23 protein-coding genes are annotated in these 26,477 nt (G+C 70.1%); 10 read left to right on the top strand and 13 right to left on the bottom strand.

Going from position 1 to position 26,477, the window contains the following annotated elements; all coding sequences use genetic code 11:
- Window positions 1–464 precede the first annotated feature (464 nt).
- The 5 genes from ACFYYF_RS29535 to ACFYYF_RS29515 form a co-directional block, all read right to left on the bottom strand.
- Entirely contained in the window at window positions 465–1,661 is a 1,197-nt protein-coding gene (locus ACFYYF_RS29535) for an ABC transporter ATP-binding protein (RefSeq protein WP_388780581.1), read from the bottom strand.
- 53 nt (window positions 1,662–1,714) lie between these two features.
- Window positions 1,715–2,548 (bottom strand): carbohydrate ABC transporter permease, encoded by an 834-nt coding sequence (locus tag ACFYYF_RS29530; RefSeq protein WP_361692836.1) that lies wholly within the window; start codon window positions 2,546–2,548, stop codon window positions 1,715–1,717.
- Window positions 2,548–3,489, bottom strand: a complete 942-nt coding sequence (locus ACFYYF_RS29525; protein WP_388780580.1) for a carbohydrate ABC transporter permease — start codon at window positions 3,487–3,489, stop codon at window positions 2,548–2,550. The genes ACFYYF_RS29530 and ACFYYF_RS29525 overlap by 1 nt, the downstream gene beginning before the upstream one ends.
- A complete protein-coding gene (locus tag ACFYYF_RS29520; protein WP_388780579.1) occupies window positions 3,486–4,757 on the bottom strand; it encodes an ABC transporter substrate-binding protein in 1,272 nt (423 codons plus the stop codon). Before ACFYYF_RS29520 ends, ACFYYF_RS29525 begins: the two co-directional genes overlap by 4 nt.
- Window positions 4,758–5,247: 490 nt before the next feature.
- Window positions 5,248–6,261: a hypothetical protein gene (locus ACFYYF_RS29515; protein ID WP_388780578.1), complete on the bottom strand. Its 1,014-nt coding sequence runs from the start codon at window positions 6,259–6,261 to the stop codon at window positions 5,248–5,250.
- 277 nt (window positions 6,262–6,538) lie between these two features.
- Between ACFYYF_RS29515 and ACFYYF_RS29510 the strand changes: the two genes are divergently transcribed.
- The 3 genes from ACFYYF_RS29510 to ACFYYF_RS29500 all read left to right on the top strand — a co-directional run bounded on the left by ACFYYF_RS29510 (window position 6,539) and on the right by ACFYYF_RS29500 (window position 10,133).
- A complete protein-coding gene (locus ACFYYF_RS29510) occupies window positions 6,539–7,219 on the top strand; it encodes an SMI1/KNR4 family protein (protein ID WP_388780577.1) in 681 nt (226 codons plus the stop codon).
- A 152-nt stretch (window positions 7,220–7,371) separates the two neighbouring features.
- The gene (locus tag ACFYYF_RS29505) at window positions 7,372–8,736 is read left to right on the top strand and encodes a glutamate decarboxylase (RefSeq protein ID WP_388780576.1); all 1,365 of its coding nucleotides are present in this window, start codon (window positions 7,372–7,374) and stop codon (window positions 8,734–8,736) included.
- A 173-nt stretch (window positions 8,737–8,909) separates the two neighbouring features.
- Complete coding sequence (locus ACFYYF_RS29500; RefSeq protein ID WP_388780575.1) at window positions 8,910–10,133, top strand: RNA-guided endonuclease InsQ/TnpB family protein; 1,224 nt, start codon at window positions 8,910–8,912, stop codon at window positions 10,131–10,133.
- Window positions 10,134–10,146: 13 nt separating this feature from the next.
- Here ACFYYF_RS29500 and ACFYYF_RS29495 read toward each other — a convergent pair whose 3' ends face one another.
- Both ACFYYF_RS29495 and ACFYYF_RS29490 read right to left on the bottom strand, forming a co-directional pair.
- Window positions 10,147–10,842 carry a type 1 glutamine amidotransferase domain-containing protein gene (locus tag ACFYYF_RS29495; protein WP_388780574.1) on the bottom strand — a complete coding sequence of 232 codons (696 nt, stop codon included), beginning with the start codon at window positions 10,840–10,842 and terminating at the stop codon, window positions 10,147–10,149.
- A gap of 206 nt (window positions 10,843–11,048) precedes the next feature.
- A complete protein-coding gene (locus ACFYYF_RS29490; protein WP_388780573.1) occupies window positions 11,049–12,098 on the bottom strand; it encodes a GlxA family transcriptional regulator in 1,050 nt (349 codons plus the stop codon).
- Window positions 12,099–12,606: 508 nt separating this feature from the next.
- On the opposite strand from ACFYYF_RS29490, the gene ACFYYF_RS29485 reads away from it, so the two are divergent.
- Window positions 12,607–13,761 carry a TDT family transporter gene (locus ACFYYF_RS29485; protein ID WP_388780572.1) on the top strand — a complete coding sequence of 385 codons (1,155 nt, stop codon included), beginning with the start codon at window positions 12,607–12,609 and terminating at the stop codon, window positions 13,759–13,761.
- 70 nt (window positions 13,762–13,831) lie between these two features.
- Here the strand turns inward: ACFYYF_RS29485 and ACFYYF_RS29480 are convergent, their stop codons facing one another.
- Window positions 13,832–15,136: a tellurite resistance/C4-dicarboxylate transporter family protein gene (locus ACFYYF_RS29480; RefSeq protein ID WP_388780571.1), complete on the bottom strand. Its 1,305-nt coding sequence runs from the start codon at window positions 15,134–15,136 to the stop codon at window positions 13,832–13,834.
- Between the two features lie 159 nt (window positions 15,137–15,295).
- Between ACFYYF_RS29480 and ACFYYF_RS29475 the strand changes: the two genes are divergently transcribed.
- The gene (locus ACFYYF_RS29475; RefSeq protein WP_388780570.1) at window positions 15,296–16,540 is read left to right on the top strand and encodes an RNA-guided endonuclease InsQ/TnpB family protein; all 1,245 of its coding nucleotides are present in this window, start codon (window positions 15,296–15,298) and stop codon (window positions 16,538–16,540) included.
- A 164-nt stretch (window positions 16,541–16,704) separates the two neighbouring features.
- Here the strand turns inward: ACFYYF_RS29475 and ACFYYF_RS29470 are convergent, their stop codons facing one another.
- The gene (locus tag ACFYYF_RS29470) at window positions 16,705–19,461 is read right to left on the bottom strand and encodes a multifunctional oxoglutarate decarboxylase/oxoglutarate dehydrogenase thiamine pyrophosphate-binding subunit/dihydrolipoyllysine-residue succinyltransferase subunit (RefSeq protein WP_388780569.1); all 2,757 of its coding nucleotides are present in this window, start codon (window positions 19,459–19,461) and stop codon (window positions 16,705–16,707) included.
- 517 nt (window positions 19,462–19,978) lie between these two features.
- Between ACFYYF_RS29470 and ACFYYF_RS29465 the strand changes: the two genes are divergently transcribed.
- Both ACFYYF_RS29465 and ACFYYF_RS29460 read left to right on the top strand, forming a co-directional pair.
- Window positions 19,979–20,365 (top strand): MarR family transcriptional regulator, encoded by a 387-nt coding sequence (locus ACFYYF_RS29465; RefSeq protein WP_388780568.1) that lies wholly within the window; start codon window positions 19,979–19,981, stop codon window positions 20,363–20,365.
- The gene (locus ACFYYF_RS29460; RefSeq protein ID WP_388780567.1) at window positions 20,362–20,811 is read left to right on the top strand and encodes a DUF6884 domain-containing protein; all 450 of its coding nucleotides are present in this window, start codon (window positions 20,362–20,364) and stop codon (window positions 20,809–20,811) included. Before ACFYYF_RS29465 ends, ACFYYF_RS29460 begins: the two co-directional genes overlap by 4 nt.
- Before the next feature lie 138 nt (window positions 20,812–20,949).
- Here the strand turns inward: ACFYYF_RS29460 and ACFYYF_RS29455 are convergent, their stop codons facing one another.
- Window positions 20,950–21,453: a DUF1877 family protein gene (locus ACFYYF_RS29455; protein ID WP_388780566.1), complete on the bottom strand. Its 504-nt coding sequence runs from the start codon at window positions 21,451–21,453 to the stop codon at window positions 20,950–20,952.
- 128 nt (window positions 21,454–21,581) lie between these two features.
- A complete protein-coding gene (locus ACFYYF_RS29450) occupies window positions 21,582–22,127 on the bottom strand; it encodes a TetR/AcrR family transcriptional regulator (protein WP_388780565.1) in 546 nt (181 codons plus the stop codon).
- A gap of 171 nt (window positions 22,128–22,298) precedes the next feature.
- Here ACFYYF_RS29450 and ACFYYF_RS29445 point away from each other — a divergent pair, with 171 nt between their 5' ends.
- The 3 genes from ACFYYF_RS29445 (at window position 22,299) to ACFYYF_RS29435 (ending at window position 24,668) form a co-directional block, all read left to right on the top strand.
- Window positions 22,299–23,132, top strand: coding sequence for an oxidoreductase (locus tag ACFYYF_RS29445; RefSeq protein ID WP_388780564.1), 834 nt, complete (start codon window positions 22,299–22,301; stop codon window positions 23,130–23,132).
- 46 nt (window positions 23,133–23,178) lie between these two features.
- Window positions 23,179–23,607, top strand: a complete 429-nt coding sequence (locus ACFYYF_RS29440) for a carboxymuconolactone decarboxylase family protein (protein ID WP_388780563.1) — start codon at window positions 23,179–23,181, stop codon at window positions 23,605–23,607.
- Window positions 23,608–23,903: 296 nt separating this feature from the next.
- Complete coding sequence (locus tag ACFYYF_RS29435) at window positions 23,904–24,668, top strand: SDR family NAD(P)-dependent oxidoreductase (RefSeq protein ID WP_388780562.1); 765 nt, start codon at window positions 23,904–23,906, stop codon at window positions 24,666–24,668.
- Between the two features lie 70 nt (window positions 24,669–24,738).
- Here ACFYYF_RS29435 and ACFYYF_RS29430 read toward each other — a convergent pair whose 3' ends face one another.
- Together ACFYYF_RS29430 and ACFYYF_RS29425 are read right to left on the bottom strand one after the other, a co-directional pair.
- A complete protein-coding gene (locus ACFYYF_RS29430; protein ID WP_388780690.1) occupies window positions 24,739–25,347 on the bottom strand; it encodes a TetR/AcrR family transcriptional regulator in 609 nt (202 codons plus the stop codon).
- Between the two features lie 324 nt (window positions 25,348–25,671).
- Window positions 25,672–26,139, bottom strand: a complete 468-nt coding sequence (locus ACFYYF_RS29425; RefSeq protein WP_361692874.1) for a cupin domain-containing protein — start codon at window positions 26,137–26,139, stop codon at window positions 25,672–25,674.
- Window positions 26,140–26,477 lie beyond the last annotated feature (338 nt).

The following is a 26,477-nucleotide window of genomic DNA, read 5'->3' as shown; positions in this document are numbered from 1 at the left end:
ACGGGGATGTCCTGCTTGCTCAGCGCGCGGGCGGCGATGGCCGACTCCTGCTAGCTGAGCCCCATCCCCGTGACGGAGATCAGGTTCTTGACCTTCTTCAGCGGCCTGGACGGTGTCCTTTACGGTCGCGGAGGACGAGACCTCATCCAAAAACGGAAAGCGGAAAGCCTCTTGGTGGATCGGCGCCGTGTGCGGTGCGCGGAATCCCATTCCGGGGAACGGACGGCACCGGTGGCGGTGGAGCGTGCGGCAGGCGATTTCGTCCGAAGCAGGGAGAGGCCACGAGCGGGAGCACGCGTACGACCCTGTCGCGGCTTCCGGCGCCGGAAGGCGCCGGCCGGCCGTTCCGGCCCCGTGGCCGGGCAGACCCGTGTGCCCCCGTGTACCAGGGCCGGGCGGAGACCACGGACGTCGGTCGCGTCGGCTCGTCCGGTCCCGCCCGTTCCGGTCCCGTCGGTGACGGGTCAGTCGGCCGGTTCGTCGGTCAGGGTCAGGTTGGCCCCGGAGGTCGGGTCGAAGACGTGCATCTTGGCGGTGTCCACCCACAGTTCGGCCCGGCCGCCCTCACGCACCTGCGTGGAGGCGTCGAGACGGGTGACGATCTGGTGCCCGCCCGCGCCGGTGTCGGTCGTCCCCGAGTCGGCCGCGAGCTCGGCGAGTTCGGAGGTCGCGGTGGGCTGCCACTCGTCCTCGGTGAAGTACGCGTAGACGTCGGAACCCAGCGACTCGACCACGTCGATGTCGACGCTGAACGTCGTGCCCGATCCACCCCTGGCCGGGTCCACCAGGGCGGCGTCCTCGAAGGCCTCCGGGCGCAGCCCCACGATCAGGTCCCTGGGGGCGCCGTGCCGTTCGAGGACGCGGCGCAGCCGGTCGCTGAGGTCGAGGTCGCCCACCGACGTGCGCAGCCTGCCGCCCTCCGCGGTGGCGTGCAGGAAGTTCATCGCGGGCGAGCCGATGAACCCGGCGACGAAGAGGTTCTTCGGCTGCTCGTAGAGGTGTTGCGGGGTTCCGATCTGCTGCACGACTCCGCCGCGCATCACCACCACCCGGTCGCCCAGGGTCATGGCCTCGGTCTGGTCGTGGGTGACGTAGACCGTGGTGCTGCCCAGACGCTGCTGGAGACGGGAGATCTGGGTGCGCATCTGGACACGGAGTTTCGCGTCCAGGTTGGAGAGCGGCTCGTCCATCAGGAACGCCTTCGGGTTGCGCACGATGGCCCGCCCCATGGCCACGCGCTGGCGCTGGCCTCCGGAGAGATTGGCAGGCTTGCGTTCCAGATGGTCCGTCAGGTCAAGGATGCGGGCGGCCTCTTCGACCTTCTCGCGGATGGTCGCCTTGTCCACCTTGGCCAGCCGGAGCGCGAAACCCATGTTGTCGCGCACGCTCATGTGCGGGTAGAGGGCGTAGCTCTGGAAGACCATGGCGATGTCACGGTCCTTGGGAGTCCGGTCGTTGACGACTTCCCCGTCGATCAGGAGGGTTCCCTCGGTGATGTCCTCCAGCCCGGCGATCATGTTGAGGGTGGTGGACTTACCGCAGCCGGAGGGACCGACGAGGATGACGAACTCACCGTCCTCGACACGGAGGTTGACGTCCTTCACCGCCACCGCACCATCGGGGTAGCGCTTGGTGATGCCTTCGAGAACGATCTCTGCCACGGTCGGTCCTTCTTGTCCTGACGAACTTCTCCCGACGAACGGCTGCCGCCGGGTCAGCCCTTGACGGCCCCGGAGGTGAGCCCGGCCACGATGCGCCGCTGGAAGAGCAGCACGAACACGATGATGGGGATGGTGATCACCACGGCGGCGGCGGCGATCGAACCGGTGGGCTGGGCGAACTGACTGCTCCCGGTGAAGAACGCGATGGCCGCCGGCACGGTCCGGGCCGCCGAGGTCGAGGTCAGCGAGATCGCGAAGAGGAAGTCGTTCCAGCAGAAGATGAACACCAGGATCGCCGTGGTGAACACCCCCGGCGCCGCGAGCGGAGCGATCACCAGCCGGAACGCCTGCGCCGGGGTGGCCCCGTCCACCTTGGCCGCCTTCTCCAGGTCCCAGGGGATCTCCCGGAAGAACGCCGACAGGGTGTAGATCGCGAGCGGCAGGGAGAACGTCATGTACGGGATGATCAGCCCGGTCCAGGTGTCGAAGATGCCGATGATCCGCTCGATGTTGAACAACGGCGAGACCAGCGAGATGGGCGGGAACATCGCGATGAGCAGCGACATCCCGATCAGCAGGCTCTTGCCGGGGAACCGGAGCCGGGCGACGGCGTAGGCCGCCATGGTGCCCAGCGCGACCGCGATCACTGTGGAGATGAGGGCGATGCCGATGGAGTTGATCAGCGCCCGGGTGAACTCGGAGGTCTGGAAGATCCCGCGGTAGTTCTCCCACGTCCACTTGGTCGGGATGAAGCTGCCGTCGGTGAGGGTGCTGGGGTCCTTGAAGGACAGAGCGATGATCCACCAGACCGGGAAGAGCGCGTAGGCGATCACGAGGATGTTGACCACGGCCCATCCCGACATCCGGCGTCGTCCTGCGGCGGACATCAGCGTCCCCCTTCCTGGGCACCGGGGGCGGCCGCCCCGAAGAGTCTGATGAAGGCGAAGGCGATCAGCGCCACGCACAGGAAGATGAGGACGGAGATCGCCGACCCGATACCGAGGTTGAGCGCGGTGAACAGGTTGTCGTAGCCCAGGATGGACACCGAACCGGTGTTGTGCGCGCCGGAGGTGAGGATGTAGATGTTGTCGAAGATCCGGAAGGCGTCCAGGGTCCGGAAGAGCAGGGCGACCAGGATGGCCGGCTTCATCAGCGGCACGGTCACCAGGAAGAAGCGCTGCCAGGCACCGGCACCGTCCACCTGGGCCGCGCGCAGCGTCTCCTCCGGTACCAGGGCGAGGCCGGCGAGCAGCAGCAGGGCCATGAAGGGCGTGGTCTTCCACACCTCGGCCAGGATGATCAGACCGATGGCCGGCCACTGCTCGGTCAGCGGCGCGTCACCGGAGGGCAGCAGATCGGCCAGGTAGCCGGTCTCCGGGGTCCAGGCGTACTGCCAGGAGTAGGCGGCGACGACGGTGACGATGCCGTACGGGATCAGGATGGCGGTACGGACCGTCCCGCGGCCGAAGATGGTGCGGTGCATGACCAGCGCCAGGGCGAACCCGAGGACGAGTTCCACGGCCACGGAGACCACGGTGATGAACACCGTCACCCACAGGGCCTGCCACCAGAACTCGGAGGACAGGACGGCGCCGTAGTTGCTGAAGCCGACGAAGTGCGCCTGCTGCGGGAAGCGCAGATCGTAGCGCTGGAGCGAGAGGTAGATCGCGTAGACGATGGGGTAGGCGGTGACGGCGAGCATGACGACCACGGCGGGCGCGCACAGCAGCCAGCCCAGCCGGCGCTCCTGCCGGGCCCCTTCGGACAGGGCGCGGCGGTCTTCGGGAACCGGTGCGGCCTGAGGGGAGGCCGGAGCCGACGAGGTCACGGGATCAGCCCCTTCGAGTCGAGGGCGTCCTCGATCTGGTCACCGATCTTCTGCACGTCCGGTCTCGGATCGATCCCGTTCGGCGGCGACAGGGTGTGCGAGATCGCGATGGACACGTTCTGGTAGGCGGGCGTCTTGGGCCGGATGCTGGCGCTCTCCAGGGCCGCCAGAACGGTGGAGGCGAAGGGGTAGTCCTTGACCAGCGACGGGTCCGAGTAGAGCGGGCGCAGCGTGGGCGGCAGTCCGCCCTCGAGCGCCGCGGTCAGCTGGTTCTGCCGGTTGCGCAGGCACAGCGCCGCCTCGAAGGCGAACGCGGAGTGGCGGGAGTAGGCGCCGACGGCCAGGTCGATGCCGCCGATGGTGGGCTTGGCCGGCCGGCCCTTCTCGACCGCCGGGTAGGGCGCCCAGCGGAACTGCTTGAAGAGCTTGGCGTTGTTGGCCTTCATCGACGGATACACGAACGGATAGTTGATCTCGAAGGCAGCGCTGCCCGACTCCATGGCCAGCCGGTTCTGGTCCTCCATCTGATTGGACAGGGACGGGTCGGCCGCGGGCGAGGTGGCCAGGGTCTTCATGACGGAGGCCGCGCGCACGGCGGGCGGTCCCAGCCGGGGAGCCGTCGCGGTCGCGTTCAGGATGGAGCCGCCGGCGCTCTCCACCAGCGTGTTGAACCAGACCGTGAGCCCCTCGTACTGCGCGCCCTGGATCTCCACGTAGTGCGGCTTGCCCTGCTTCGCCAGACGGCCGGCCATCAGGATCATCTCGGCCCACGTCTCGGGCGGCGTGGGGACCAGATCCTTGCGGTACCAGAGCAGTTGGGTGTTCGTGTTGTACGGGACGGCGTACAGCCGGCCCTTCCACGTGGCCGTCCGCAGCGGGACCTCCAGGGTGTCCCGGACGGCCGCGGCGCGGTTCTTCCCGGTCCACGGCAGGATCCACTTGGCTTCCGCGAACTCGGCGGGCCATGTGACGTCCAGCCCGATGATGTCGACCGTGTCGTCCTTGGCGGCCAGCCGGCGCACCAGCTGCTGGCGCTGCCCGTCCGCGGTACGGGGCAGCTTGTTGTAACTGATCCGGTAACGCCCCCCGGACCGCTTGGAACAGGCACTGGCCGCACTGGCCAGCGCACCGGAGTCGTCGGGGAAGTTGTACCAGTTGAGCGTCACCGTCCCGCCGCCTCCGCCACCGCAGCCGGCCAGCAGAGCCGCCGACAGGCACAGAGCCAGCAGAACCCGCAGCAGGCCACGGATGCCGGACGAAGACGCCACCCCACACTCCTTCCGGACCGGTGCGAGAAAGTCCGGACACGGATGAGGAAGCCCGAACGCGCGACAGGCTAGGCCCGCCCCCGCCCCCCACCTGCCACGCCGCACCGCCCGGTCATCCGATCGGCCGCACGGTCCGTCGGCCGGGCACGGGTGCGGGCATCGGGGCTCGCGCCCTCGGCCCGTAAGGCTCGGATCCTCCGGGGCAAGGGACGCACCGACCTGCGCCGAAGTGGCGTCGCAACCCTGCTCGCGCCTGCGTCCGGACGTCGGGCGAACCGTCCTCGCCGGCCCTCGCGAGCGTCACCGTGTACGGCTCGGCAGGCCGGGCCACCACCGCTTCCGCGGTGCCGGCCGGGTGAACAGGGCGGTCAGGCCCCTCTGTTCCCCGTGACCGTCCGCAGCACCCGGCACGCATCCGGCACGCCGGTCCTCGGCCGTCCGCGGACCGCCTCCGGCCGGGCGTGGACGTGAGGCCCTGAACGCTTCGCCTTCACCGGACGCCGAAGGGGACCGGTCCCGCCCCGCCGCGGACGGTGACCCCGAACCGGGTCCGCATCCGCCGCAGCTCCCACAGCGAGACGGCGGTCACCGACAGCGGCCCGCCCAGCAGGGAGCAGAACTGGAAGACCGGCGGGCCCTGCGGCATGCCGCTGCCGATCAGGTTGAAGACCACGAGTACCCACACCAGCACTCCGGTGAGCACGGGCGGCAGCATCGGATGGACGTGGGCGGTGTTGAAGGCGCTGCGAGCGGAGTACAGCGACGCCAGGAAGAAGAAGGGGAAACCCCACACCATCACGGCCAGCGACAACAGGAGCATCACATAGACGAACCAGTCCTTCCGGTCCCCGACGGCGACCTGGGACGTCGTGTACAGGACACCGCCGATGACGAGCACCGTCAGCAGGTACCAGCCGACCGCCTTGAGCGGCACATGGAGCCGGGAGCGCAGCTGCGGGCGAAGGTGTGAGGGTGCGTAGAGGATGAAGCCGAGGATGACCAGCGGGCCGGCGCAGAGCAGCAGAACCGGGGTGATGATCATGTTGGCGACGCCTTCGGTCGCCGCGTTCTCCCAGCGGTCGGCATCCACGCCGTAGACCAGGACCAGCGTGAGGGCGGCGGCGACGCCTAGCACCGTGCGGGCCACCTGGACGCGGTCCACGGTGCGGTCCTCGATCCGGCCCTCGCCCTCCTGCACGAAGAGGCGGGTGGCGACGCGGTGCGCCGAGCGCAGGACGAGGCCGGCGAGGAACGGGGCGGAGAAGTACCACAGGCGGCTGCGGCGTCGCTGCGGGCGAGCGGGCGCCGGGGCCGGCCGGCCGTAGGGATACGGGTTCCCGGGCGGATACGGGTGCGGCGCGGGCGGACCGTGGGGATCGCCGGCCGGCGGCGGCCCGTAGGGGCTGTTGGCCGGCGGCCCGGGAGGACCCCAGCCCTGGCCGCCCGGTCCGTTGCCGCCTGGTTGCCCAGGCCCCGGACCCGGCCCCCATCCCCCGCCTGCCATGTCTCTTCCCCCGTCGGTTCATTGCCGAGCGCGTCTCGCACAGCGGCATCGCGGCAGCCTAGTGGCTCAAGAGCCGCCTCTCCCATGGTCGTTGTGTGGACCCTGTCTGCTTTCCGGGGAGACTTCGGGCCGACCCGGCCTCCCTCCCCGCTCGGCTCCGCCCGGGGCGATGGCCGACAGCCGGGTGCGGTCACGGCGAGACGCATGAGCAGGGGCAGGCCCGTGCTCCACAGGAAATCGCATGTCAGTGCGGTGCGCGTCCTACTAGCGTTCGCCCATGAGCGACGACACGTGGGCGGGAGTCCGGGAGCGGGTGCTCCGGATCGCCGGACACCCCGGAGCGGACAAGGTCTTCGGGGCGCGGGGGCACGGCTTCCGCCTCACTCCGGTCCTGGACGAGGAACGGCTCCGGGCACTGGAGGCGGACCTGGGCATCGGCCTGCCCGCGCAGTACCGGAGTTTCCTCCTCCACGTCGCGGGAGGGGGAGCCGGCCCCGACTACGGCCTGATGACACCCGTCCTGGGCGACGACGGATGGCAGTGGACCGGCACCGGGCTCACCTACCCCGCAAAGCCGACCACCGCCGAGTTCGCCGGACGCCCCTTCACGGCCGAGGCGCTGCACAACGAGATCGCCGCGCTCGATGCCCAGGAGCCGCAGCGGGACGCCCATGCGACCGAGGACGAGTTCCTTCACGCGCACGCGGCCTGGGACGCGCGCTACGAGGAGCTGTACGACGCCCAGGAGGCGGGCGCGGTGTTCCTCGCCGAGCAGGGATGCGGCTACGCGTCGCTGATGGTGATGACGGGGCCCCACCGAGGTGCGATATGGGAGGACCTGAGACCGGCGGACGGGGGAATCGAGCCGACCGGACACGGCTTCGCGCACTGGTACCAAAGCTGGCTCGAACGCACCGAGCAGCAGCTCGGTGTCACACCGCCCGCGCGGACCGGTTGAAGGGACACGCTCCAGCGACCGGTCTCGTACGGGCGGCGGACCGAGGGACCGTCAGAGATCCCGTGCCCAGGCCCCGTTCGTGACCGGCGCACGGTTGCCTTCCGGCGTGTCCCTCGCCCGGGGCCGGACCCCGACGCTGCTTGAATCGCCATATGACAAAACGTGACGATGCAGAGCTTTTCGGCAACCGGTTCCTGACCATGCCCGCCCCCGCGGAGACCTTCCCCGAGGAGGGCATGGCCGCGACGGACGCCATGAGGCTCGTGGACGTGGACCTCGCCATGGAGGGCGACCCGCAGCGCAACCTCGCCACGTTCGTCACCACCTGGATGGAGCCGGAGGCGCAACGGCTGATCGCCGAGAACCTCCACCGCAATTTCATCGACCACGCGGAGTACCCCATCTCCGCCGAGATCGAGCAGCGCTGCGTACGCATGCTCGCCGACCTCTTCCACGCGCCGGGCAAGACGGCCGGCTGCCGGACCCAGGGCTCGTCCGAGGCGATCATGCTCGGCGCGCTGTCGCTGAAGTGGAAGTGGCGCGAGCGCCGCCAGGCGGCCGGCCTGTCGACCGACCGGCCCAACCTGATCTTCGGGGGAGACGTCCACGTCGTCTGGGAGAAGTTCTGCCGCTACTTCGACGTCGAGCCGCGGATCGTGCCGCTCGCCGAGAACAAGTACACGATCGGCCCGGAGGACGTGGAGCCCCACCTCGACGAGAACACGATCGGTGTCGTCGCCGTCCTCGGCACCACGTTCACCGGCCACAAGGACGATGTCGTCGGGATCGACGAACTCCTGCGGGAGGTCCGCAAGAAGCGGGACCTCGACATCCCGATCCACGTCGACGGCGCCAGCGGCGCGTTCGTGTGGCCCTTCCTCTACCCGGACTCGAAATGGGACTTCCGGCTCGAGCAGGTACGGTCCATCAACGTCTCGGGACACAAGTACGGCCTGGTCTACCCCGGCATCGGATGGCTGGTCTTCCGCGAGGAGTCCGACCTGGCCAAGGACCTGGTGTTCTACGAGAACTACCTGGGCAAGACCGACGCGACGTTCACGCTGAACTTCTCCACGGGCGCGTCGATGGTGCTCGCGCAGTACTACAACTTCGTACGGCTCGGCCGGCAGGGCTACACCTACGTCATGAAGATGATGCAGGAGAACGCCCGCGCCCTGGCGGACAACCTGCGCGACAGCGGCCGCTTCGAGGTGATCGGGAGCGACCTCGAACAACTCCCGCTGGTCGCCTTCCGCCTGGCCGGCGAGCACGCCTACGACGAGTCCGACATCGCCTGGCAGCTCTCGGCCGAACGGGGCTGGATGGTCCCGGCGTACACGCTCCCGCCCGACGCGGAGCGGGTGAAGATCATGCGCGCCCTGGTCAAGGAGACCATGAGCCGCGAGCAGATCGACCGCCTGGGCCAGGACATCGCCGACGCGTGCCGCACGCTGGACGCCAAGGGCGCGACCCACGGCACCGAGCGGACCCAGGTCAAACGCGGCACCGGCTACTGACGCACCGCACGCACCGCACGCACCGCACGCACCGAACCGGGCCGGACGGGACCAGCCGTAGGGCCCGTCTTCACCAAGTGGACGTGCAGGTTGTGGACGACGTGAGGGCCGGTGCGTACGTCGGGATTTGGATTCCATCGTGGTGACATGGACCAGAGGGCAAAATGATGGACGTGCAGCTTCGGTACAGCTTCCGCGTGTATCCGAGTGCCGGTCAGCGCATGGCGTTGGCGAGGGCGTTCGGGTGTGCTCGGGTTGTCTTCAACGATGCTCTTCGGGCTCGTGAGACCGCCCGGGCCGCCGGGCTGCCGTTCGTTTCGTCCGGGGAGTTGTCCAAGCAGCTCACCGCCGCGAAGAAGACTCCCGAGCGTGCGTGGCTCGCCGGGGTGTCATCGGTCGTGTTGCAGCAGTCCCTGCGGGACCTGGAGGCCGCCTACAAGAACTTCTTCGACGGCCTCAAGGGCAAGCGCCCGAAGATGGGTGTGCCCCGGTTCAAGTCCCGTAAGGACAGCCGGCAGTCGGTCCGGTTCACCGCCAATGCCGGATGGAGGATCACGACCGGCGGAAAGCTCCGGCTCCCCAAGGTCGGCGACCTGTCCGTGAAGTGGTCGCGTTCCCTGCCGTCGGTTCCGTCCACGGTGACCGTGGTCAAGTGCAGTGCGGGCCGTTACTTCGCGTCGTTCGTGGTCGAGACCGACGTCGAGATGCTTCCCGCCACGGACAACGTCGTCGGTATCGACCTGGGCCTGGGTCACTTCGCGATTCTCTCGGACGGCACGAAGATCGACAGCCCGCGCTTCCTGCGCCGGGCCGAGAAGAAGCTGAAGAAGGTGCAGCAGGATCTCAGCCGGAAGGCGAAGGGGTCGAAGAACCGGGCGAAGGCCCGGGTCAGGGTTGCGCGTGTTCACGCGCGGACCGCCGATGCGCGGCGCGAGTTCCACCACCAGCTCTCCATGAAGATCATCCGTGAGAATCAAGCGGTTGCAGTGGAAGATCTGGCGGTCAAGGGACTGGCGCGTACCCGCCTCGCGAAGTCCGTGCACGACGCCGGATGGTCGGCGTTCACGACGATGTTGGAGTACAAGGCCGCCCTGTACGGGCGCGCCTTCCACCGCATCGGCCGATTCGAGCCCACGTCCCAGGTGTGCTCGGCCTGCGGCGTCAAGGACGGCCCCAAGCCGCTGCACATTCGTACGTGGACGTGCGGGGCCTGCGGGGCGCGGCTTGACCGGGACATCAATGCGGCGGTCAACGTCGCGAAGGCTGCCGGACTGGCAGTGTCAGCCTGCCGAGCGCGGGTAAGACCGGGACTCCTCCCGGCACAGCGCGAAGAAACAGGAACCCACCCGAAGGCGAGCCGGTCATCCGGCAGTCAGGCGGGAATCTCCGTCCTTTAGAGCGGAGAGGATGTCAATTGAGGATTTCCAGCATGCGGTTGCCCAATACCGCGGCGGAGTGCGGGTTTTGGCCGGTGACGAGGTTGCGGTCTTCGACCATGTACGGCTCCCACATGGGGCCCCGGCTGTAGTTGACGCCGACCTTCTCCTTGAGGTCCGTCTCCAGCAGCCATGTCGCCCGGGAGGCCAGGCCGACGGCGTCCTCCTCGTCGTTGGTGAATCCGGTGGCGTTGTAGCCCTCGAAGGGCGAGACGCCGTGGATCCGCGTGGAGAGCATCGCGGCGGGTGCGTGGCACACGATGAACAGCGGGTTGCCCGACTGCAGTTGGGCGGTGAGCAGGCGGCCCGCGTCGGCGTCGAAGGCCAGGTCCGCCATGGGGCCGTGGCCGCCGGGAAGGTATACGGCGTCGTAGTCCTCCAGCCGCACGTCCGACAGTTGCAGCGGTCGGCGCATGACTTCCGCGTCCCGGATGATGGCCTCCAGGTCGAGGGCGCCCTGTTCACCGCCTGCCATGGACGGGCGCAGGCTCATCATGTCGACGTTGGGTGTGGCGCCGCCGGGTGTCGCCACCACGACGGAGTGGCCGGCGTCGGTGAGCAGCTTGTAGGGGTTGGCGAATTCCTCGGCCCAGTAGCCGGTCGCGTACCGTGTGCCGTCCTTCAGCACCCAGTAGGTAGCGCCGCTCACGATGAACAAGACCTTTGCCATTGCTGGGTCGCCTCCTCAGCGTTTTAGCCCGTTTGGCGCATTTAGGTCCCTTTTCGGTACGCTAGTGTCTTCGCGGTCAACCCGCACATCGATCAGCTGCGGTGCGCAGCGGCGGCTCACAGGTGTCCAACGGCCCCCGGCATGCCGTGTGTTCATGTCGCGGCGTGGTGCGGGGGCGCCTCGCGGACATGCGGTACCTCAAGACCTCACGAAACCGCGGCCTCGCGTGAAGTGTCCCCGGCGGGTGTGCGGCTCCTGGCGTCCAGGGTGCCCGTCGCGCCGGTGGTGCGGAAGCGGGCACGGTAGGCGCCCGGGGTGGTGCCGAGCTTGCGTACGAAGGCGCGGCGCAGTGACTCGGCCGAGCCGAAGCCTGTGCGGCGGGCCACCGTGGCCATCGGGTCGTCGCCGCTCTCCAGCAGTGCCTGGGCCCCTTCCATGCGGATCTCCTCGACGTAGCGGGCCGGTGTGGTGTCCAGTTCGTCGTGGAACATGCGCGTGATGTGGCGGGGGCTCACGCCCGCCCTGCGTGCCATGGCGGCGACGGTGTGGTTCGCCGGGGGGTCTGCGGCGACGGCGTCCAGGACCTGGCGCAGCACCTCGTGGCGTACCTGCGGGGTACGGGTGCGGACGCTGAACTGGGACTGTCCGCCCGGGCGTTGCATGAAGACCACCATGTCCTTGGCCACCGTGCGGGCGGTGTGGGCGCCGTGGTCCTCCTCGACCAGGGCGAGGGAGGCGTCGATGCCCGCACTGACTCCGGCCGAGGTCATGATGTGGCCGTCGCGCACGAAGAGGGCGTCGGGGTCGACCGTCACCGCGGGGTAGCGCAGGGCGAGTTCGTCGGTGAAGCGCCAGTGGGTGGTGGCTCTGCGGCCGTCGAGGAGCCCGGCCGCGGCGAGCAGGAAGGCGCCGGTGCAGACCGACACCGTGCGGCGGCTGCGCGCGTCGAGTGCCCGGACGGCGTCGAGCAGGGTGTCGTCCTTGATCAGGGACGGCCATTCGGGGCCGCCGGGGACGACGAGCACGTCGCTGTCACCGGTCACCTGCGCGACGGCCAGCTCGACGCCGAGGCGGGTGCCGGCCGAGGTGACCACGTCCGCTCCGTCCGGGGAGACGACGCGGACGCGGTATCGGCCCCCGAAATCGTTGGCCGTCGTGAACACTTCTATGGGTCCGGTGACGTCCAGGATCCGTACGCCCGGGAAGACCAGCACCGTCACCAGCAGCGGATCCCGGGTGGACGATCTGGCCTTCATGGTGTGCCTCCATGTCGGGCGGACACCCCTCAGGCTATCCCGCGACGGGTACGTTGACTGAACTCGGTCAGGAGTGTCGGAGGCTGTCGCGGGACCCGGTGCGCGGGGCGCTCGCCTGCCGTTCCTCGCCCGTGTTCAGCGGTCTGCCGCCGTCCGCCGGTGGCCGCGCCAAGGGACACGACACCCTCGGATCGGGACATGCACGGCCGCACCCAGACCCGGACCACACCCGCACCCGCCCCGCTCCCGCACCCGCTCCCTGCCCATGGGTCGAACGGCGCGGATGTCCTGGTACGAGGGCATCGTGGCGCGCGGTGGCCTGTGGCGGGCTCCCGCGCCGCCCGTAGCTTCGTCGAGGCCAACGGGCCGACGGTCCCGCCCGCACACCCCGGGCGGGCCGGGCACCCGTCGGCCTTCTGCCGTTCACCGCCCCGCGCACGCCATCCGGCCACCGGGCACGCGCGCCGTCGGTGCCGCCGCCGCACGAGAAGACAAGGCTCCGCACTCAGTGACATCGCACTCACGTACCACCCGGCCCGTCCAGGACGAGACCGGCCCGACTTTGGAACACACCGAAGAAGCCCGCGCCCGCCCCGACGGGGCCCCGCCGGAGCGCCGCACGAAGGGACGGCTCGCTCCCGGCTGGTTCGCGGCCGTCATCGGCACGGGAATCGTCGCCGACGCGGGGGCCACGCTGCCGCGCCACATCCCCGGGCTGCGCGACGCGGCCACGGTGCTCTGGGTGGCCACCGCACTGCTGCTGGTCGTCCTCGCCGTCGGCTATCTCCGGCAGCGGGCCCTGCGCGCCCACGCCGACGACCCCGTACTCGTCCATTTCCTGGGGACGATGCCCATGGCCCTGCTCATCGTCGGTGCGGGAACCCTGCTGCTGGGACACCGTCTGATCGGTACGCGGGCGGCGGTCGACGTGGACTGGGTGCTGTGGTTCGCCGGCACGGCGCTGGGGCTCGTCACCGCGTGCGCCGTGCCGTATCTCATGGTCACCCGGCACCGCTTCGCACCGGACGCGGCCTTCGGCGGCTGGCTGCTGCCCGTGGTGCCACCGCTGGTCTCGGCCGCGACGGGCGCCCTGCTCGTTCCGCATGCCCCGGCCGGCCAGGCACGGCTGTCGCTGCTGCTCGGCTGTGCCGCGTTGCTCGGGCTCGGACTGGTCGCCGTCATGCTGGTCCTCGCCATGCTCTACAGCCGCCTGGTGCATCACGACGCGCCCGCCGGTGCGCTGGTCCCCACGGTCTGGATCGGCGTGGGGGCCCTGGACCAGGCCGTGACCGCGATGGGCGCACTGGCCACCACGGCCCCGAGCGGGCTGCCCGCCCCCTACGCGCGAGGGGCCGCGGTCGTGGCGCTGCTGGGCGGCGTCGGGTTGTGGGGATTCGCGATGCTGTGGCTGGTGCTCGCCACCGCGTTGACCGTACGGGCCGTCCGCAAGGGTCTGCCCTTCACGCCGACCTGGTGGGCCTTCATCTTCCCTCTGGGCGCGGCGGTGACCGCCACCGGCGGTCTGGCCGTCCGTTCCGGCTCACAGCCACTGGTGTGGTCCGCCGTGGCGCTGTACGTGGTGCTCGTCGCCGCGTGGGCGGTCGTCGTACGGCATTCACTGAGCCACGCCCTGGGCCTGGCGAGGAGCGGCCGTCGGGCGTGAGCCGCCGACGGCCGCGGCGCACGGCCCCACCGCCAGGCGGCGTTTCCCGGCCGTGCCGCCCGGCCCCACGCTAAGCGGCGTTTTCCGGGCGGGGCGCCCGCTCCGCCCGGGGACTGTGCCCGCGAGCGGCCCGGCCTCCCGGGAGCAGCACGCTCACCGCCATCGCGGCGAAGGTGACCGCCCAGACCACGGCCGATACCCAGATCTCCCAGCGGCTCATGGTGACCATCCAGGACGTCCCGGTAGCGCGTCCCAGTTCATGGGTGGTGACCGCGTACATGCCGATCGGGAAGACCAGGTTCCACCAGCCCGTGTCGTAGCGCAGCGGAATGCGGCGCACCACGTGCTTCCAGACCCCGAGGGCCAGCAGCAGCGGGATCAGCCAGCTCGAGAACGCCCACAGCACGACGGAGGAACCCATCAGGACGGGCCTCGGCAGCAGTGTGGCCGCGGTCGGCAGAGCGGCGAGGCGGACCCCGGCGAGAACCGTGATCGCCGCCGCTCCCATGAAGATCCAGACGGACGTCATGAGGCCCTCGGGCCGCACCGGCCGCGCGAGCAGTCTGGCCAGGACGATGCCGGCGATCAGCAGATACTGGACGACGCCGACGGCGAAGCACACCGCCGCCAGAACCGGCAGCACGCGCCCGGTGCCGGTATGGGCCAGGGAGGCCGCGCCCACCGCCACCGACTGGGATCCGACGGCCCACAGGAACCAGGTGCCGTTCACCTGGTCGAACGACGGGTTCCGTCTCAGCGTGGTGATGAGCGCGATCGGGACGCCGTAGTCCAGCACCAGCCAGCTGACGGCTCCGAATGCCAGGAACGCGGCGGCGGCCGTGGTGTGGCCGTCCGGTACCAGGCGGGAGGCCAGCACATTCGCGGAGACGGCGATGGTGAGGAAGACGAAGGAGCGGGGGCCGAGGAACTCGGCGACGAACCGCTGCCGCCGCCGCGCCAGACGCCATGCCTGCACGGGCAGGAGCAGCGCGAACCCGGCCAGGGCTGCCCAGAGCAGCACCGTGGAGAGCTCGTGGGCACCGCCCAGGTACAGGGCCGTGGAGACGATGCCGGTGCCCATGACGAAGGCGAGCGCGCCGGCGTTGAGACCGGTGGCCCTCTCGGCGAGGACCCCGCGCAAGCCGGGCGGAGCCGCGGCCTCGGCCGCATCGGTAGGGCCTGCCTTCCCGGGATCCGCGTCGGGGTGCTCGTCGGCGCCGCGACCCGGCCCGGGCACGGGTGGCTTCCCAAGGGTGTGACCGGGACCGGACCCGTCGGACCCGTCGGCCCCGTCGGTCTGGGCATCGGCGTGGTCCGGGTCCACCAGCCATTCGGCGAGGACTGCCGCGTGACTGTGCTCCGTGTCCCGGGTCATCAGGTCTCCTTCGTGGATACCCCGGCCTTCAGGTCGGGGTGGGGGTACCTCCCGCTTGCGGGCGAGAGACGAAGCTCCTGCGGAGCAGGGCAGGGCAGGGAAAGCCGGTTCGCTCCTGGGCGGAGCGGCGTTGTCAGTGGCGGTCGTTAGGTTGCTCCTGTGTATCTGCGGTATTCCTTCCGGATCGAGCCGACTGCGGGTCAGCGCGTCGCGCTGGCGCGTACGTTCGGCTGTGCACGGGTGGTCTACAACGATGCGCTGGCCGCGAGGAGGGCCGCGTACCGGGCGGACGGGTCGCGGATCGCGACGGGTGTGCTGGCGAAGCGGGTGATTACCGAGGCGAAGAAGACGCCTGAGCGGGCCTGGCTTGCCGAGGTGTCGGTGGATGCCTTGCAGTCCTGTCTTCGTGATCTCGATGCGGCGTACGCGAACTTCTTCGGGTCGGTGTCGGGGAAGCGGCCAGGGCGCCGTATGGGGCTTCCGGTGTTCAAGTCGAAGAAGGACAGCCGGCAGGCCGTTCGTTTCTCCAGGAACGGGTTTCGGTTGCGGGACAACGGGCGATTGAACCTCGCGAAGATCGGTGATGTGCGAGTGCGCTGGTCGCGTTCGCTGCCGTCGGCTCCGTCGTCGGTGACCGTGATGAAGGATCCGTCGGGCCGGTACTTCGCGAGTTTCGTCGTGCAGGTCGAGGCCGAGCCGCTCGCGCCCGTCACGTCCGAGGTCGGCATCGATCTTGGCCTGACCCACTACGCCGTGCTGTCCACCGGGCAGGTCATCGACAACCCCCGCTTCCTGCGGCGCGCCGAGCGTCGGCTGAACAAGGCGCAGCAGGCGCTGAGCCGGAAGACGAAGGGATCGAAGAACCGGGCCAAGGCCCGGCTGACGGTCGCCCGTGCGCACGCCCGGGTGGCCGACGCGCGCAGAAACTGGTGCCACCAGAATGCTTCGAGGCTGGTCCGCGACAACCAAGCGGTCTACCTCGAAGACCTGGCGGTCTCCGGCCTGGCCCGTACCCGCCTGGCCAAGTCTGTGCACGATGCCGCGTGGGCCATGTTCCGCCGCGTGCTGGAGGAGAAGGCGGCCCGCCACGGCCGGCACGTCGGCATCGTCTCCCGCTGGCTGCCCTCCTCGCAGACGTGCTCGGTCTGCTGGGTCGTGGACGGGAAGAAGCCACTGCACGTGCGAATCTGGCGGTGCGAGGGCTGCGGTACTGAACATGATCGTGACCTCAACGCGTCAAGAGTGATCCTCGCCGCCGGGCAGGCGGAGAGGCTAAACGCCCCCGGAGGGCCGGTCAGTCCTGGCACGGAAAACCTGTGCCGGGCACGGCCCGTTGAGCGGGGAACCCATCCGAAGGCCCAGCCGGTCACCACCGGCAGCCAGGCGGGAATCCCCGTCCTTTAGGGCGGGGAGGATGTCAAGAGATGCCTTTCACCCGTGCGTTGCGTGCGGTGTCCATATTCTAGCGATTGCGCATTTTGTCCGAACGGTTCGTCCTCGTAGTCCGTCGCTGTGATCCGTCGCCGCGGTCTGTCGTCGTGTTCCGTCGTCGTGTTCTGTCGTCGGGCTCACGCGAAGGCCTCCGCGAGCAGGGCCTTGTGCTCCGCCGCGTGCCGGTGCGCGGAACCGACGGCAGGTACGGGCGACTCGGGTCTGGCGGCGTGTTCCACCACCCGCTCCGCCGACTTCATGAGCCGCGGGGCGACGAAGGACCAGGCCCCCTGGTTCTCCGCCTCCTCCTGCACCCAGCGCACCTTGGCGGCCGCGGGGAAGCGGGCGAGTTCGGCGGCGAGCTCCCGCTCGGGGAAGGGGTAGAGGCGTTCCACGGTGACGATCGCCGTGTCCGTCCGGCCCAGTTCACGGCGGTGCGCCGCGAGGTCGTGGCTGATCTTGCCGGAGCAGACCAGGATCCGAGTGACCCCGGCGGGATCCGAGGTCGTGTCCGGCAGGACCGGCAGGAACCCGCCGTCGGTGAAGTCCGCCGGGGCGGAGACGGCCGCCTTCGACCGCAGCATGGACTTCGGCGTGAAGACCACCAGCGGCCGGCTCCGGCCGTCGAGCGCCTGCTGTCGCAACAGGTGGAAGTAGTTGGCGGGCAAGGTGGGCTGGGCGACGGTCATGTTGTTCTGCGCGCACAACTGCAGGAAGCGCTCGATCCGCGCGGACGAGTGGTCGGGGCCCTGCCCCTCCAGCCCGTGGGGCAGCAGCAGGGTGACGCCCGAGCGCCGGCCCCACTTCTGCTCGGAGGACGCGAGGTACTCGTCGACGACGGTCTGGGCTCCGTTGGCGAAGTCCCCGAACTGCGCCTCCCACAGCACCAGGGCCTTGGGCCTGGCCGTCGCGTAGCCGTACTCGAAGGCCAGGGCGGCGAGTTCGGACAGCATCGAGTCGTACACCGCGAAATCACCGCGCCGCGTGGTGAGGCTGTCCAGCGGGGTGTACTCGTCGCCGGTACGGCGGTCGGTCAGCACGGCGTGGCGCTGGCCGAAGGTACCGCGCCTGGAGTCCTGTCCGGCCAGCCGCACCGCCACGCCCTCCAGCAGCAGCGAACCGAGCGCCAGCGTCTCGGCGGTGGCCCAGTCGGCGGTGCCGCGGTCGAGCATCTCGGTACGCCGCCGCAGCTGGGGCAGAACGCGGGGATGCACCGTGAAGCCCGAGGGCAGATCCGTCTGCGAGGCGAGCACCCGGCGGACGGTGGACTCGCCGACCGCGGTCAGCGCCTGCCCCGGCACACCGTCCCCGCGTACGCCGGCGTCCGCTCCGGCGCCGGCGGACGGCTCGCTGCCGGAAGCGGGCAGGCTCCGTGTCTCGGCGAAGGCCCGCTCCAGACGGTCCCGGTAGTCGCGGCGGGCACCCTCCACCTGGTCCGCCCCCAGGTCCCCGCGCCGCATCAGCGAGTCGGCGTACAGACTGCGCACGGAAGCCCGCGCGTCGATGCGGTCGTACATCAGCGGCTGGGTGATCGACGGGTCGTCGACCTCGCTGTGCCCGTGCCTCCGATAGCACACAAGATCGACCACGACGTCCTTGTGGAAGGTCTCCCGGTAGTCGAACGCCAGGCGCGCCACGCGGTCCACGGCCTCCGGGTCGTCGCCGTTGACGTGGAAGACCGGCGCCTCGACGGCGCGGGCCACGGCGGTGGCGTACGTGCTCGAACGACCGCTGGCGGGCGGCGTGGTGAAGCCGACCTGGTTGTTGACCACCACGTGGACGGTGCCGCCGGTGCGGTAGCCGGGCAGCCGGGACATGTTCAGCGTCTCCGCGACCACACCCTGCCCCGCGAACGCGGCATCGCCGTGGACGACGACCGGAAGGACCGGAAAGGCGTCGCCCGCTCCTGCGGCCAGGTCCTGCTTGGCACGCACCACTCCCTGGACCACCGGACCCACGATCTCCAGATGCGAGGGGTTCGCCACGACCGAGACGGCGATGCCGCGGCCGTCGAGGGCCCCGTAGGTGCCCTCCGCGCCCAGGTGGTACTTCACGTCCCCGGACCCCTGCACCGACCGCGGGTCCACCGCGTCCTCGAACTCGCCGAAGATCTGCGCGTAGGACTTGCCGACGATGTTGGCGAGGACGTTGAGCCGGCCGCGGTGCGCCATCCCGATGACCGCTTCCCCCACTCCGCTGTCGATGGCACGCAGCAGCAAGGCGTCCAGCAGCACGATCGCGGACTCGCCGCCCTCGAGTGAATACCGCTTCTGACCGACGTACTTGGTCTGCAGGAAGGTCTCGAAGGCCTCCGCCGCCCCCAACCTGTAGAGGATGCGCAGCTGTTCGCCACGGTCGGGCCGCTGCCGGGGCCCCTCGACACGCCGCTGGATCCAGCGGCGTTCACCGGCGTCCTGGATGTGCATGTACTCGAACCCGGCGGTACGGCAGTAGAACTCCCGCAGTGCGTCGACCACTTCGCCGACGGTCATCAAGGAGCGGCCGGCGAACCCGTCCACGACGACCTTCTCCGCCCGGTCGGCCTCGTCGAGCCCGAAGGCGGCGACGTCCAACTCCGGGTGGACGGCCGACTCCGGGGTCAAGGGGTCCGTGACGGCCATCAGATGACCTCGCACGCGATACGCGTGGATCAGCGCCGCGACCCGGACCGCCTTGAGCTGCGCCCGGCCGTCTGCGGGCCCGGCGTCCGTAGGTGCGGGCGGTTCGGTCCGCGCGGCCGGAATTCGCCCGGACGCGAAGAACTCCCGCCACGTCCGGTCGACCGAGCCGGGATCGCGCAGGTAGGACTGCCGCTGCTCGTCCACGACCCATTCGTTGATCCCGAACTCCGTCCGGGGTGACACCGAGCGTGCGGTGTCCGATTGCGACGTCATGGCGCAGAACGCCTTCTTCCCTCACTCGAACGGTTCGGATGCCGACACGGCCGCGGCCGAGGCCCGCCTCGCATGCCCGGAACCGGGTCAGAACCCGGGTACGGATCCTGACCGGGCCCGGTGGCCCGGTGGCCCGGTGGCCCGGGATTCGGGGCCCGGGACTCCGTGATTCGGTGTGTCGGAATCTCGGGATTCAGGGCCCTGGGGAGCCGGGGAGCCGGGGAGCCGAGGTTCGGGAAGCTCAGAGGCTCGGGTGATGCCGGAAATCGGACGGTTCGCCCGTGTCGCCCTGACGACGGTAGGACCCTGGCCCGGCAAAGGCGGACGGCCGGGCGGGCCACGACGGCCTCACTTCGGGACATCGGCACCCGATACGGGCGACAGCGCGGCCGACGTGGCGGGCTGTCCGAATCCGAGGGTCCTGTGTCCGCTCGCAGGGCGATCGGGTCCACGGGGGAGCGGGTTGTGAAAGGCACGGTCGCGTGCTGCGGCCGGGGAACCGACCTTGGGACGGAACATGATCGACCATGATCCACCGGCCTCCACCTGGCAGCGACCTCCGCGCATCCTGCGGACCTTGGGCCTCCTGCACGGCGAACTGCGGGTCCACCACGGTCTGTCGCTCCACGGCTACCTCGTGCTCGGCGCACTCGCCGAAGCCACCGCACGGCCCATGCCGGTCGCCCGCCTCACGGAGATCCTGCGCGAGCCCGGAGACCGGATGTCGTACCTCCTCAAAGGACTTCAGGCCGCGGGCCTGATCGAACGCCGGCGCCGTACAGCGGACCGCAGGACGGTCGAGGTCACACTGACCGACGCCGGGCGGGCCAGGTTCGCCGACGCCGAGCGGACGGCCCAGGCGCTCCTGGGCCGACACCTGATCGCCGGAGGGGAGCCGGCGTGAACGTCTCCGACCACCTGGACTGCTTCCGGCCGGAACTCCTCGTCATTCCCTGCGGAAGCCGAAAACTGGACCACCCCGCCCGGGCCGCGGACCTGTACATCGGCTCGTACCACCGCGCCTGCCGCCGGACCGCCGACGCCCTGCGGCCGGAACGCCTGATCATCCTCTCCGCGCAGTACGGCCTGCTCGACCCCGATGACGTGATCGAGCCGTACGACACCCCGCACGGCGCAGCCGGCGCAACCACCGCCCAGATGATCCTCCGCCAGGCACAGGAGCGCGGCATCGTACGGCTCGACCCGGTGGTCGCTCTCGGCGGCGGACGGCACACGGCACTGGTGCGCAGCGTCTGGCCGCATGCGCGCACCCCGCTGGCCGGAGCAGGCTCGATGGGCGGCCAGATGGCCCTTCTGGCCGCGATGCGCGAGGGACGGCCCGGACGGTGACGACCATGTCGTCCGCACCGGACGGGCCGCGCCCGCACGATCAGAGCCGTCCGAACGCGAGGCCGCGAGGCCACGGGGGCGTGACGGGTGCGTCTGCGGGCGCCACTGCCTTCGACGCCGTGACCTTGCGCAACACCCCTAGTACCAGAACGCCTTGACGACCGCGCTCCCGGCGACGGCGGCGCGCCCGTAGAAGTCGCGGAGATCGGCGTAGTGCCGGACGTAGATGTCCTTGACGTCTTCCTCGGCCCAGCCGGGACCGAACGAAGCGTGCAGTTCGCGGCCCGCCGCCTTCCACAGGGCGTCGAACGGAACCTCGGAGAGGAACGCTGACGCCTGCCGCACCGCGTCCGGGGTCAAGTGGACGAAGGGCGGCTGCTCGTCGTCGGGGTGGTGGACGATGTCGCCGCCGAAGACGGGCAGTTCCCACGCTCCGCCGCGCCCCTCGGGCAAGTCGCCTCCCGCCTCGCAGAGTTCGTGCACCGAAGCGAAGTCCTTCTCGATGGACTCCGCGATCCCCGCGTCGTACTCCGCCTGACGGACGTCCCAGTCCCAGGCGGCCCCCATGAACTTTTCGAGCCAGGCGTAGGAGAGCTCGACCTCGGAGTTCGGGACGGCGCGCAGATGCATGTGGAAGCTCACGGCACCCCTTCTCACAAGCGACCCGCTCCGCGCGGGCCGTCAGCGCCGGAAGCGTATCCAGAGGCGCTGACAGCGGACGGGCGGAGCGGGGCGCAGGAGACTCGCGCGCTGCGCTGCCGCCGTGCTGTTCACCGTGTGCCGAGCCCGTTCAGGAAGGTGTCCGCGACGAGGTCCGCCGCCTGCGGGGCGTCCATGGAGGGGAAGTCGTGGGCGACGGTGTCGACGAGTCGGCCCAGGGTCGCGCGGGTCCAGTCCGCGTCGACGTCGGCGCGCAGGTAGCCCTCGTCGGTGGCGCGGAGCAGGAAGGTGTCCAGCCGCCGGCTCAGCGCGTCGCGGCGGTCCCGTGCCTCGGGGTCCTGCTGCATCATCCGGCGCGTGTCGACCGGCCAGTCGCGGCTGACGGGAATGATCCCCTCCAGATAGCGGTGCAGGGCCACGGGGACCGGGGCCTCGGTGAGGCGGGCCTCGTCCAGGACGCGTTCGGACGCGTCGAGCTTGGCGTGGAAGACGGCCCGCAGCAGTGCCTCGCGGCTCGCGAAACGGCGATGGATGGTGGTCCGGTCCACGCCCGAGGCCGTGGCGATGGCCGCCATCGACGTACTCGGGTCCTCCGCGAGGAGGCGTGCGCCGGTGCGCAGGACGGTGGCCAGGTTGCGGGCGGCGTCGGCTCTCATGAGAGCGGAATTGTATCGGATTGTTGCACTTGCTTCACCAAAGGTCAGCCGGGAGATGCGTTACTCCGTAAAAATGCAACACTTGTGTTGAGTTTCTGGAAATAAGCGCTACCTTCGAGTGGTTCTCCTGTCGGAAGGCCCGAACGGAGAGATGATCGTGAGGAGTGCGACATGACGCAGACCTGGCTGATCACAGGAGCTTCCCAGGGGCTCGGCAGGGCGCTCGCCGTCGAGGCGCTGAAGGCCGGGAACCGGGTCGTCGCGACGTCCCGCAACCCCGAGACGCTCGCGGACCTCGAGGCGCAGTACCCGCAGCGCCTTGCGGCCGTGGAACTGGACGTGACAGCGCCCTTCGAGGCACGCGAGGTGATGGCGGCCGCAGTGAAGCGGTTCGGCCGCGTGGACGTCGTGGTCAACAACGCCGGCTACGCCACCAGCGCCTCGATCGAGGACTTCCCTGAGGACGAGTTCCGGGCCCAGATCGAGGCCAACCTGTACGGGGTGATCAACGTGACCCGCGCCGCGCTGCCCGTACTGCGCGAACAGCGCTCCGGGACCATCGTGCAGATCTCGTCCATCGGCGGCCGGGTCGGCGGCACCCCCGGACTCGGCGCCTACCAGACCGCGAAGTTCGGCGTCGAAGGCTTCTCGGAGGTGCTGGCGAACGAGGTGGCGCCGTTCGGCATCGACGTGATCATCGTGGAGCCGGGCGGTATCCGCACCGGATGGACCGCGGGCGCGGCGACGCCGTCCAGCCCGGTCACCCCCGACTACCAGGACACGGTCGGAGCGATGCTGCGGCGCCGGGCCGACTACGACGGAAACGAGCCCGGCGACCCGGTCAAGATGGCCCGCGCCGTCATCGCCGCCGTGGCCGCCGAGCAACCCCCGCGCCGCCTGCTGCTCGGCTCCGACGCCCTGGACATCGCGCTCGAGGCGGAGGAGCGCCGACTGGCCGAGGCCCGCGCCTGGAGCGAGGTCAGCCGCTCCGTCGGCCACCAGTGAACGGCCGGCCCCCGACGACGACCAACTCCCCTTGGAAGGAGCCAAAATGACGACCACTCAGGAAGAGGGCCGCTACACCGAGGCGCTCGCCCACGCGGAACACCTGCTCGGCATCCCGCTGGAGACGTTCCTCGAACCCACCCCCGGTGAGCCCGCCAACGGGGCCGACTTCAAGCGGCTCGCCACCGTGCAGACCTTCGGCGCCGCATGGCCCCGCGACGAGGTCCTCGACACCCGTACACGCGCCCTGGTCTCCGTCACCATCGCCGCCGTCCTCGGCACCCTGGAACCCCTGCGCGGACAGCTGCGCATCGCGCTGAACAACGGCGCCACACCCGAGGAGATCGCCGAGGTGTTCATCCAGGTCGCCGCGTACGCGGGGGCCGCGCGCGCCTTCGAGGGGTATCAGATCGCCTCACAGGTGTTCGCCGAGGTCGCGCGGGGCCTGGAGGCGGGCGGAACGGGCGGTGCCTGAAGCTACCCGGTCCGGGGGAGTGGTCCGGCGCCGCGCCGCCGGTGTGGTGCGGGACCTCGCCGCCGGCCGGGCGAAGACGGCCGACCGGGCGGGTCGCGCACCAGGGCCACCGCCCCCTTCTTTCTGGACTTGCTGGTCCAATTTCTCGGTCGTACGTTGACGCACATGCCCTGCGCGACAGGGCCCCGTCCGGCCGAAGGCACTGCCCTCGGGCTGCACTGCCGTCAGGCTGCCAGGCTCTTGAGCCGCCAGGCCGTCCGGGTTCACGTGAAGAACGAACGCAAATGGAGTGGATCATGTCGATGCGGCTTGCGGGCAGGACCGCCCTGGTGACCGGAGCGACCAGCAACATCGGACGGGCGATCGCGGAGGCCTACGCCGCCCAGGGAGCCCACGTCGTCGTCTCCGGCCGGAGCGCCGAACGGGGCGAGGAGGTCGTCGAGGGGATCCGGGCACGCGGCGGACGGGCCGACTTCGTGCAGGCCGACCTGGACGGCAGCGCCGCAGCCTCGCAGACCCTCGCCGAGCAGGCGACCCGCGTCCTCGGCGGCCGGATCGACATCCTGGTCAACAACGCCGGCATCTATCCCGCCGGCTCCACGGAGGCGACCGACGAGAAGACCTTCGACCAGGTCTACGCGGTCAACGTCAAGGCCCCGTTCTTCCTGACGGCCGCCGTCGCCCCCGCCATGGCCGAGGCCGGCGGCGGGGCGATCATCAACCTCGGCTCCTGGATCGCCCGCCTCGGGATCCCGGTCGGAGCCCTGTACAGCTCCACCAAGGGGGCCATGGAGACGCTGACCCGGGCCTGGGCGGCGGAGTTCGGGCCCCGGGGAGTCCGGGTGAACGCCATCTCCCCGGGCGTGGTGCTGACACCGGCTCCCGGGGAGGAGCACCCCGCCGAGGTCATGATGAAGGGCACCCCGGCGAACCGGATGGGCACCCCTGAGGAGATCGCGAACGCCGCCGTGTATCTGGCGGCCGACGAGTCCGCGTTCGTCCACGGCGTCGTGCTCGACGTCGACGGAGGCCGCACCACCGTCGCGGTCGTCGCGGCCTGACACCCACGACGCATACCGGCGCGGCAGCGACACCGCGCGCAGAAGCCCGGCCGGCAGACGGCGCGCCCGGTCACCTGTCGGCGCGGGCCGCGTGCCTCAGGTCGTCGATCCCCTGATCGAGGGCGGCGCGCAGGTGCGCGGACCGTCCCGTGGACAACAGGATCGACACGCCTCCCTGGATCGCGGCCAGCAGCGCCGCGGCCCGCCGGTCGACATCGAGGTCGGCGGGCAGGCTGCCGGCCGCCTGGAGCGCCCTGATGCCCGCCGCGAGGCTCTCCTGCCAGCGCCGCATCAGCTCGATCACGATCGCCCGTGTCCCGGGCGTCGAGCGTCCGATCTGGAGGAACAGCGACCCGAGCGGACACTGGTCGCCCTGGTCCTCGTAGCGCTCGACGACCACGTCCCGCCACGCGCTCCAGGCCTCCCACGAGTCGAGCCGGCTCAGATAGGGCTGCTGGTCCTCCAGGACCTGGTCCGCCTCGAAGTGGGCCACCGCGACGAGGAGTTCGTCCTTGCCCGCCGGGAAGTAGTGGAAGAGCTGGCTCTTGCTGCTGCGGGTGCGCACCATGATGTCGTCCAGGGTGGCCGACGCGACACCCTTCTCCCGCAGCACCGCCGCGGCCCCCTCGACGATCCGTCCCCGCGTCGCCTTCCCCTTGGCCGTCAGCTCACCACGCACGCCCCACACCTCCTGCGAATGGACCACCCGGTCCATCGTAGGATCCCGCGATGGTCCCGGCCGCCCCGGTGGGGGTGAGGTGGAATGCGGCGTAGACGGCGGTGAGGAAGCGGGACGCGTTCTGGGCGGGCATTGCTGTGTTGAGGCGGGTCAGCAAGGCGGTGGGTGATCCGGTGTCGCGGTGGGTCGATCGCAGGGTCCTGCCAGCGGTGACAAACTGCTGCTGCAACCGGATCGCTCGTCCGTCGAAGTCTCGCGGCGACCGCTCGTGTTCGTCTCTGGTGGTGTCAGCCGGTTTGATGTCAGCAGAAGCACCGCTTGCGTTCAGGTGACCGAGCGCCAGTTGGGAAGACTCTCGAAGTGCACGTCGTAGCGGTCCTGTTCAGGGATGAGCGAGTCGAATTCGGCTTCACCGCGGCTGATCGCGGCCAACTGCTCGAAGTAGCCGAACCGCTCGATGCCTGGGCTGAGAACGACGAACACGTCGGCTTCCTGGCCCTCTGCCGCCCCGAAGACGTGTGGCAGACCGGGTGGGATGACGACCAAGCCGCCTTTCCCCACCGTCGTCAGAGTGTCGCCGAGGCGGAAGAGCATCGTCCCACCGAGCACGTAGAAGACTTCGTGGGACAGCTTGTGGTGGTGCGGAGGCGCACCGTCGGCACCGGTCTTGAGCGTAAGACGGCTGGCGCTGACCGCACCGCCATCGGCGAGCAACTCGAACGCTCCGTCAGAGAGCGACGCGCCGCCTGCCTCGCCGGCCTGTACGACCAGGGCCGTGGTCTTGGCTTCCATTCGCGACTCCTTCATCGGGGTTCATCGCGTGAGGAGTCCAGGACAGAGCGAACCGCCCCGGTGTCCGTGGCCGACAGGACGCGCCAGCAGTCCGTGACCTGCTCATTCTATCGGCGGGCCCAGCCATGTTCGAATGCAAGCAGTGAACGCACTCGTCCCGCGGCCTGAGCGCTGCTCCGCGGTCGGTGACCACCGCAGACTCGGCCCACCTGCTCCCATCCCGTCCGCTCGAAACCATCCCGGCCCTGGAACCCGTGGCCGACCCGGGTCCGGCAACTGTGCCCGCCTCGACCGTCGTCTAGGGCGGCAGCCCTTGCAGTGCTGACTCCTGGCACTGT

Source organism: Streptomyces sp. NPDC001914 (assembly GCF_042891215.1).
Taxonomy (GTDB): Bacteria; Actinomycetota; Actinomycetes; order Streptomycetales; family Streptomycetaceae; genus Streptomyces.
The sequence above is the reverse complement of the archived record's forward strand: the minus strand, read 5'-3'. Positions and strand labels throughout refer to the sequence as shown.

Bases quoted from the DNA above. Each gene is read 5' to 3' on its own strand.
- ACFYYF_RS29530 (WP_361692836.1), bottom strand. From the start codon at position 2,548: ATGTCCGCCGCAGGACGACGCCGGATGTCGGGATGGGCCGTGGTCAAC.
- ACFYYF_RS29515 (WP_388780578.1), bottom strand. From the start codon at position 6,261: ATGGCAGGCGGGGGATGGGGGCCGGGTCCGGGGCCTGGGCAACCAGGC.
- ACFYYF_RS29510 (WP_388780577.1), top strand. From the start codon at position 6,539: ATGAGCGACGACACGTGGGCGGGAGTCCGGGAGCGGGTGCTCCGGATC.
- ACFYYF_RS29505 (WP_388780576.1), top strand. From the start codon at position 7,372: ATGACAAAACGTGACGATGCAGAGCTTTTCGGCAACCGGTTCCTGACC.
- ACFYYF_RS29495 (WP_388780574.1), bottom strand. From the start codon at position 10,842: ATGGCAAAGGTCTTGTTCATCGTGAGCGGCGCTACCTACTGGGTGCTG.
- ACFYYF_RS29490 (WP_388780573.1), bottom strand. From the start codon at position 12,098: ATGAAGGCCAGATCGTCCACCCGGGATCCGCTGCTGGTGACGGTGCTG.
- ACFYYF_RS29480 (WP_388780571.1), bottom strand. From the start codon at position 15,136: ATGACCCGGGACACGGAGCACAGTCACGCGGCAGTCCTCGCCGAATGG.
- ACFYYF_RS29470 (WP_388780569.1), bottom strand. From the start codon at position 19,461: ATGACGTCGCAATCGGACACCGCACGCTCGGTGTCACCCCGGACGGAG.
- ACFYYF_RS29465 (WP_388780568.1), top strand. From the start codon at position 19,979: ATGATCGACCATGATCCACCGGCCTCCACCTGGCAGCGACCTCCGCGC.
- ACFYYF_RS29450 (WP_388780565.1), bottom strand. From the start codon at position 22,127: ATGAGAGCCGACGCCGCCCGCAACCTGGCCACCGTCCTGCGCACCGGC.
- ACFYYF_RS29445 (WP_388780564.1), top strand. From the start codon at position 22,299: ATGACGCAGACCTGGCTGATCACAGGAGCTTCCCAGGGGCTCGGCAGG.
- ACFYYF_RS29440 (WP_388780563.1), top strand. From the start codon at position 23,179: ATGACGACCACTCAGGAAGAGGGCCGCTACACCGAGGCGCTCGCCCAC.
- ACFYYF_RS29435 (WP_388780562.1), top strand. From the start codon at position 23,904: ATGTCGATGCGGCTTGCGGGCAGGACCGCCCTGGTGACCGGAGCGACC.
- ACFYYF_RS29425 (WP_361692874.1), bottom strand. From the start codon at position 26,139: ATGGAAGCCAAGACCACGGCCCTGGTCGTACAGGCCGGCGAGGCAGGC.